The following is a 5,867-nucleotide window of genomic DNA, read 5'->3' as shown; positions in this document are numbered from 1 at the left end:
GCTCAGCGCCGGTGCCGATGCGGCCGCGGTCGCGGGAGCGACGGGCAGGGCCGTGGTGCTTCGGGCACCTCGGCGGGCGTTGAGGTATCCGTCGTCGCGCAACTGCGTGTAGGCGGCGGTGACGGTGGTGCGGGACACGTGCAGCACCTCGGCCAGTGCGCGCTCGCTGGGTAGGCGCGCCCCCACCGGCAGTCGGCCGTCGACGATCAACAACCGGACGGCGTCGGCCAGGCCGTGGTACGCGGGCCCACTCCGACTGGATGTTCGCCAGTTGCCGAGTTCGCGGGCCAACAGGTCCACATCAAGCGATCGTGCCGCCATTGTCTCGGTCATTAAGGGCCAGTATCGACCAACTGGATATTGAATGGCAAGCCAGTCTCCGGAAAAAATGCAGACATGACGAAGAACTGGTTATCAATTCTGGCCACTCGGACGGCGCAGCTGTGGCACCGTCTGGTCTTCGCGGTAGTGCGCCCTTCGGACCACGTCGAGTCGTGGGACGGCTGGGATCTCACCGCGGACCGGCGCCGGGAGCTCAGCGACCTCGATGCCATCCGGGTGCGGTTCCCGGATCACGCCTGATGGCCGGGTGCGTTCGTGGGGTGGCGCTGCTGATCGGGTTGTGCGGCTACGGCGTGTCCATGGCGATGATGGTGCGCGCCGGACTGGGACTCGACCCGTGGGACGTCTTCCACCAGGGTCTGGCGCTACGCACCGGCATGACGATCGGACTGGCCTCGGCCGTGGTGGGCATTGCGGTGCTCGTGGCCTGGATCCCGCTGAGGAACCGACCCGGCATCGGCACGATCGCCAACGTCGTCGTCATCGCGATCACCGTCGACGTCGCGCTGTGGCTGATGGCGACGCCGACGTCACTGCCGGTGCGGGTGGCCATGATGGTGGCCGCGGTGGTGCTCAACGCGGTCAGCACCGTGCTCTACATCGGGGCCGGGCTCGGTCCGGGACCCCGCGACGGATTGATGACAGGCCTCGTCGTCCGCACCGGCAGGTCGGTTCGTCTGGTCCGCACGGCGATCGAGGTCACCGTGCTCACCGTCGGCTGGCTGCTCGGCGGGACCGTCGGTGTCGGCACCGTCGTCTACGCCTTCGGCATCGGCCCGCTCGTTCAGCTCGTCGTGCGCCTGACCCCGTCGCGGGTGCTCGCCGTCAGCGGGTGGGCTCCCGTGGCTTCAGCGCGGTGCGTCGCCGAAGATGTGGAAGGTGAACGGCCAACACACGCTGGAGTCGCTGGCGGCTGAGGCGATCGCGCTGGGCGAAAGCAGTCCGCGAGCGGTCCTGGGCATCGCCGGCAGTCCCGGTGCCGGAAAGTCGACGCTGGCGGCCGAGGTCCTCGGTCGGATCAACGAACGCTGCGGGCCCGGGTGGGCCGCACACGCGCCGATGGACGGCTTCCATCTTGCTGACGACCAGTTGCGCAGGCTCGGTCTGTTGGATCGCAAGGGCGCGCCGGAGACCTTCGACCCCGCGGGGTACGCCCATCTGCTCGAGCGGCTGCGGACCGAGACCGAGGCCGACGTGTACCTGCCGGGGTTCGACCGCGTCCTCGAGCAACCGATTGCCGGTGCGCTGGTGGTGCAGCCGGTGGCGCGGCTGGTCATCACCGAGGGGAACTATCTGCTTCTCGACGACCCGCCCTGGTTGCGGGTCCGCCGAGCGATCGACGTGGTGTGGTTCGTCGCTGCCGAGGATCAGTTGCGAATCGCGCGGCTGACCGCGCGTCACGTCGAGTTCGGCAAGAGTGCATTCCAGGCGCAGGCATGGGTCGCCGAGGTAGACGAGCGCAACGCGGTGCGGGTGGCGCCGACCGGGGCTGCGGCGGACCGGGTGATCGTCAACGGTGCGAGCGGCTGGGCGTTTCTGGAGTAGGCCGTTGTGGAGTAGACCGCAGTTCCGCGGCCGCGATGAGCGCCACGGAACCCGCCGAGGCCGCCTGACTACGATGAGCGGGTGCCAGTCGATGACGTGGAAGCAGCCGACCCCGACCTGCTGATCGACTTCGCAAAGGTCACTCTGCGGCGCGGCGGCCGGACTCTGGTCGGCCCGATCACGTGGTCGGTGGAACTCGACGAGCGATGGGTGGTGATCGGTCCCAACGGTGCGGGGAAGACGTCGTTGCTACGCATCGCGGCGGCGATGGAGCACCCGTCCTCGGGCACCGCATACGTGCTCGGGGAGCGGTTGGGGCGTGTCGACATGGCCGAACTCCGGTCGCGGGTCGGCCTGAGCAGTTCGGCGCTGTCGCAGCGGATCCCCGACGACGAGGTGGTGCGGGACCTGGTCGTGTCGGCGGGGTACGCCGTCCTCGGAAGGTGGCGTGAGCGCTACGACGACACGGACTACCACCAGGCACTGGACATGCTGGAAAGCGTCGGCGGCGAGCACCTCGCCGAGCGCGTCTACGGCACGCTGTCCGAGGGGGAGCGCAAGCGGGTGCTGATCGCACGGTCGCTGATGACCGACCCCGAGTTGCTGCTGCTCGACGAACCCGCCGCGGGCCTCGATCTGGGCGGCCGGGAGGAACTCGTCGCCCGCCTCGGCGACCTGGCGGCGGATCCGGATTCCCCGGCGATGGTGTTGGTCACCCACCACGTGGAGGAGATCCCGCCCGGGTTCTCCCACTGCCTGATCCTGTCGGAGGGCGCGGTGGTCGATTCCGGTCTCCTGCCCGACGTGTTGACCGCGGAGAACCTGTCGACGGCGTTCGGGCAGTCGATTGCGCTGGACGTTCTCGACGGTCGTTATTTCGCGCGTCGTACCAGGAGCCGCGCGGCACACAGGAGAGCAAAATGACCGACGAGCGCTTGCGCGAGGAGCAGACGTGACCGAACCCCTGACTCCCAGGCCGGCCGCGACCGTGATGCTGATCCGCGACGACGACCGGTCCGCGGAAAGCCTCGAGGTCTTTCTGATGCGTCGGCACTCGGCGATGGATTTTGTGGCCGGGGTGATGGTGTTTCCCGGCGGCGGTGTCGACGACCGCGATCGCAACGCCGACGTGGCCTGGCACGGCCCGGACCGGCACTGGTGGGCGCAGCGATTCGGCGTCGACGTCGAGCTGGCCGAGGCGCTGGTGTGTGCGGCGGCCCGGGAGACGTTCGAAGAATGCGGCGTGTTGTTCGCCGGGGCGGCCGACGATCCGGACCTGCTGGTCGACGACGCCTCGGTGTACCGCGACCAGCGTGCCGCCCTGGAGAACAAGACGTTGTCGTTCGGGGAGTTCCTGCGCTCGGAGAATTTGATGCTGCGGGCTGACCTGCTACGCCCGTGGGCCAACTGGGTCACCCCCAAAGAGGAGCGCACCCGCCGCTACGACACGTACTTCTTCGTCGGTGCGATTCCGGACGGTCAGCTCGCCGACGGAGACAACACCGAGACCGACAAAGCCGACTGGGTGACCCCGCAGGCGGCGCTGGACGACTTCGCCGAGGGGCGCAGTTTCCTGCTGCCGCCGACGTGGACGCAGCTCGATGCGCTGCACGGTCGCACCGTCGCCGAGGTGCTCGCCGTGGAGCGACAGATCGTGGCGGTCGAACCCCACCTCTCCGCGCAGCAGGGCGGGAACTGGGAAATCGAGTTCTTCAACGGTGACCGCTACAACGAGGCGCGGAACCGGCGCGCTCCGCAGGGTTACACCGACGGGGCTCCGCTCGCGTGACCGAGTTCGTCACCGTCGTTCGCAACGAGCGCATCGCGACGCTGCTGCTGTCACGGCCGCCCACCAACGCGCTGACGCGCCAGGTCTGCCGGGAGATCGCCGAGGCGGCCACGGACCTCGGAAGGCGTGACGATGTCTGCGCGGTCATCGTGTTCGGTGGCCACGAGATCTTCTCGGCCGGCGAGGACATGCCGGAGTTGCAGACGTTGACCGAGGCGGAGGCGCAGCAGGCGGCGCAGGTCTGTCAGCAGGCCGTCGACGCACTTGCGGCGGTACCGAAGCCCACCGTGGCCGCGATCACCGGGTACGCGCTGGGGGCCGGGCAGACGCTGGCGTTGGACGCCGACTGGCGGATCAGCGGCGACAACGTGAAGTTCGGTGCCACGGAGATCCTGGCCGGGCTGGCGCCCGCCGCCGGTGGCGCCACCCGTCTGGCCGGCGCCGTCGGCGACAGCAAGGCGAAGGACCTGGTGTTCAGCGGACGCTTCGTCGACGCCCGCGAAGCGCTCGATCTGGGGCTGATCGACCAGCTGGTGGCCCCGGACACGGTGTACGACGCCGCGGTCACCTGGGCGAGCCGATTCCTGGACTATTCACCCGAGGTGTTGGCCGCCGCCAAGGCCGCGTTCGGCGGTGATTGAGGGCTCTCGGCCGTAACGCGGGCGGCCGCGGACGTTAGGCTGCCCTCCATGACGGAAACGAAGGAACCCGGCGCTTACCCTGATGTCGCCGTCCCGGCTCCGATGCCCCACGCGACCGAGGAGCAGGTCGAGGCCGCAAGGCACGACACCAAGCTTGCCCAGGTGCTCTACCACGACTGGGAAGCCGAGAGTTACGACGAGAAGTGGTCGATCTCCTACGACCAGCGTTGCATCGATTACGCCCGCGGGCGGTTCGATGCGATCGTGCCCGACCGGGTGCAGCGCGAACTTCCCTACGACAGAGCTCTGGAACTCGGCTGCGGTACCGGGTTCTTCCTGCTCAACCTGATCCAGGCCGGCGTGGCGCGGCGTGGATCGGTGACCGACCTGTCCCCGGGCATGGTCAAGGTCGCCACCCGCAACGGGCAGTCGCTCGGACTGGACATCGACGGCCGAGTAGCCGATGCCGAGGGCATCCCGTACGAGGACAACACCTTCGACCTGGTCGTCGGGCACGCCGTGCTGCACCATATCCCCGACGTCGAGTTGTCGCTGCGCGAAGTGGTGCGGGTGCTCAAGCCGGGTGGCCGGTTCATCTTCGCCGGTGAGCCCACCACGGTCGGTAACGCCTACGCGCGCCGGCTGGCCGATCTCACTTGGAAGTCCACCGTCGCGGCGATGAAGCTGCCCGGCCTCGGGAGCTGGCGTCGGCCGCAGGCCGAGCTCGACGAGAACTCTCGGGCCGCCGCGCTGGAATGGATCGTCGACCTGCACACCTTCGACCCCGCCGACCTGGAGATGATGGCTCGCAACGCCGGTGCGGTCGATGTCGACACCGCCAGCGAGGAGTTCACCGCCGCGATGCTGGGTTGGCCGATACGGACCTTTGAGTCCACGGTTCCGCCCGGCAAGCTGGGCTGGGGCTGGGCGAAATTCGCATTCGGCAGCTGGACGACACTGTCGTGGGTGGACGCCAACGTCCTGCGCCGCGTCGTGCCCAAGGGCTGGTTCTACAACGTCATGGTGACGGGGGTCAAGCCGTCGTAGAGTTCGGCCTCGACGATGTGCGGTATCTCGGCAGCGATGCGGGGAAGCTGGCGTTGGAGGAGGTCGCGCGGTATCGCCTGACCGGTCCGACGCTGGTCGCCGATATCGATTCGGCGCGAACGCGTTTCGCCGACCGGGCGGCGGTTCTGGTGGAAACCGTGCTGCTGCGCCGCAGAGCCGAAGCGAAGTTCGCGGACCCGTCGGGCTGGTTGTTCACCGACGACGCACTGCAGCAGGCGACCGCCGCGCCGGTCGCCGAGCACCGCGCCCGGAGACTGGCCGGGGCCACCGTGCACGACGCCACCTGTTCTGTCGGCGCCGAGCTTGTGGCACTTAGGAATCGGGCTGAGCTCGTGGTGGGCAGCGACATCGACCCGGTCCGTCTTGCGATGGCCCGCCACAACCTCGGACCGGGCGGACCCGACGTGCTGCTGTGCCGCGCGGATGCGTTGCGGCCGGTGACCGCCGATGCGGTCGTCGTCGTGGACCCCGCGCGGCGCCGC

Annotated in this window: 9 protein-coding genes; 8 read left to right on the top strand and 1 reads right to left on the bottom strand. The window is 68.9% G+C overall.

Going from position 1 to position 5,867, the window contains the following annotated elements; all coding sequences use genetic code 11:
* A partial coding sequence (locus tag WA965_RS22305; RefSeq protein ID WP_526448081.1) for a GntR family transcriptional regulator occupies positions 1–333 on the bottom strand: 333 nt, incomplete at its 3' end.
* A 63-nt stretch (positions 334–396) separates the two neighbouring features.
* Between WA965_RS22305 and WA965_RS22300 the strand changes: the two genes are divergently transcribed.
* The 8 genes from WA965_RS22300 to WA965_RS22265 all read left to right on the top strand — a co-directional run.
* Positions 397–582 carry a hypothetical protein gene (locus WA965_RS22300; protein WP_178362102.1) on the top strand — a complete coding sequence of 62 codons (186 nt, stop codon included), beginning with the start codon at positions 397–399 and terminating at the stop codon, positions 580–582.
* Complete coding sequence (yczE, locus tag WA965_RS22295) at positions 582–1,259, top strand: membrane protein YczE (protein ID WP_526298060.1); 678 nt, start codon at positions 582–584, stop codon at positions 1,257–1,259. The genes WA965_RS22300 and yczE overlap by 1 nt, the downstream gene beginning before the upstream one ends.
* A complete protein-coding gene (locus WA965_RS22290) occupies positions 1,222–1,887 on the top strand; it encodes a nucleoside/nucleotide kinase family protein (RefSeq protein WP_526298058.1) in 666 nt (221 codons plus the stop codon). The genes yczE and WA965_RS22290 overlap by 38 nt, the downstream gene beginning before the upstream one ends.
* 81 nt (positions 1,888–1,968) lie before the next feature.
* Positions 1,969–2,811: an ABC transporter ATP-binding protein gene (locus WA965_RS22285; RefSeq protein ID WP_526298056.1), complete on the top strand. Its 843-nt coding sequence runs from the start codon at positions 1,969–1,971 to the stop codon at positions 2,809–2,811.
* A gap of 67 nt (positions 2,812–2,878) precedes the next feature.
* Positions 2,879–3,676 (top strand): NUDIX hydrolase, encoded by a 798-nt coding sequence (locus WA965_RS22280; protein WP_526298070.1) that lies wholly within the window; start codon positions 2,879–2,881, stop codon positions 3,674–3,676.
* A complete protein-coding gene (locus tag WA965_RS22275) occupies positions 3,673–4,317 on the top strand; it encodes an enoyl-CoA hydratase (RefSeq protein ID WP_526448080.1) in 645 nt (214 codons plus the stop codon). Before WA965_RS22280 ends, WA965_RS22275 begins: the two co-directional genes overlap by 4 nt.
* Before the next feature lie 48 nt (positions 4,318–4,365).
* On the top strand, positions 4,366–5,364 hold the full coding sequence (locus tag WA965_RS22270; RefSeq protein ID WP_526298052.1) for a class I SAM-dependent methyltransferase: 999 nt from the start codon (positions 4,366–4,368) through the stop codon (positions 5,362–5,364).
* A partial coding sequence (locus WA965_RS22265) for a DUF8688 domain-containing protein (RefSeq protein WP_526448082.1) occupies positions 5,322–5,867 on the top strand: 546 nt, incomplete at its 3' end. The genes WA965_RS22270 and WA965_RS22265, both read left to right, overlap by 43 nt.

The sequence above is a fragment of the Mycobacterium sp. genome, from assembly GCF_049683935.1.
Taxonomy (GTDB): domain Bacteria; phylum Actinomycetota; class Actinomycetes; order Mycobacteriales; family Mycobacteriaceae; genus Mycobacterium.
Note: the sequence above shows the minus strand (reverse complement) of the source record. Positions and strands in the feature narration are given on the sequence as shown.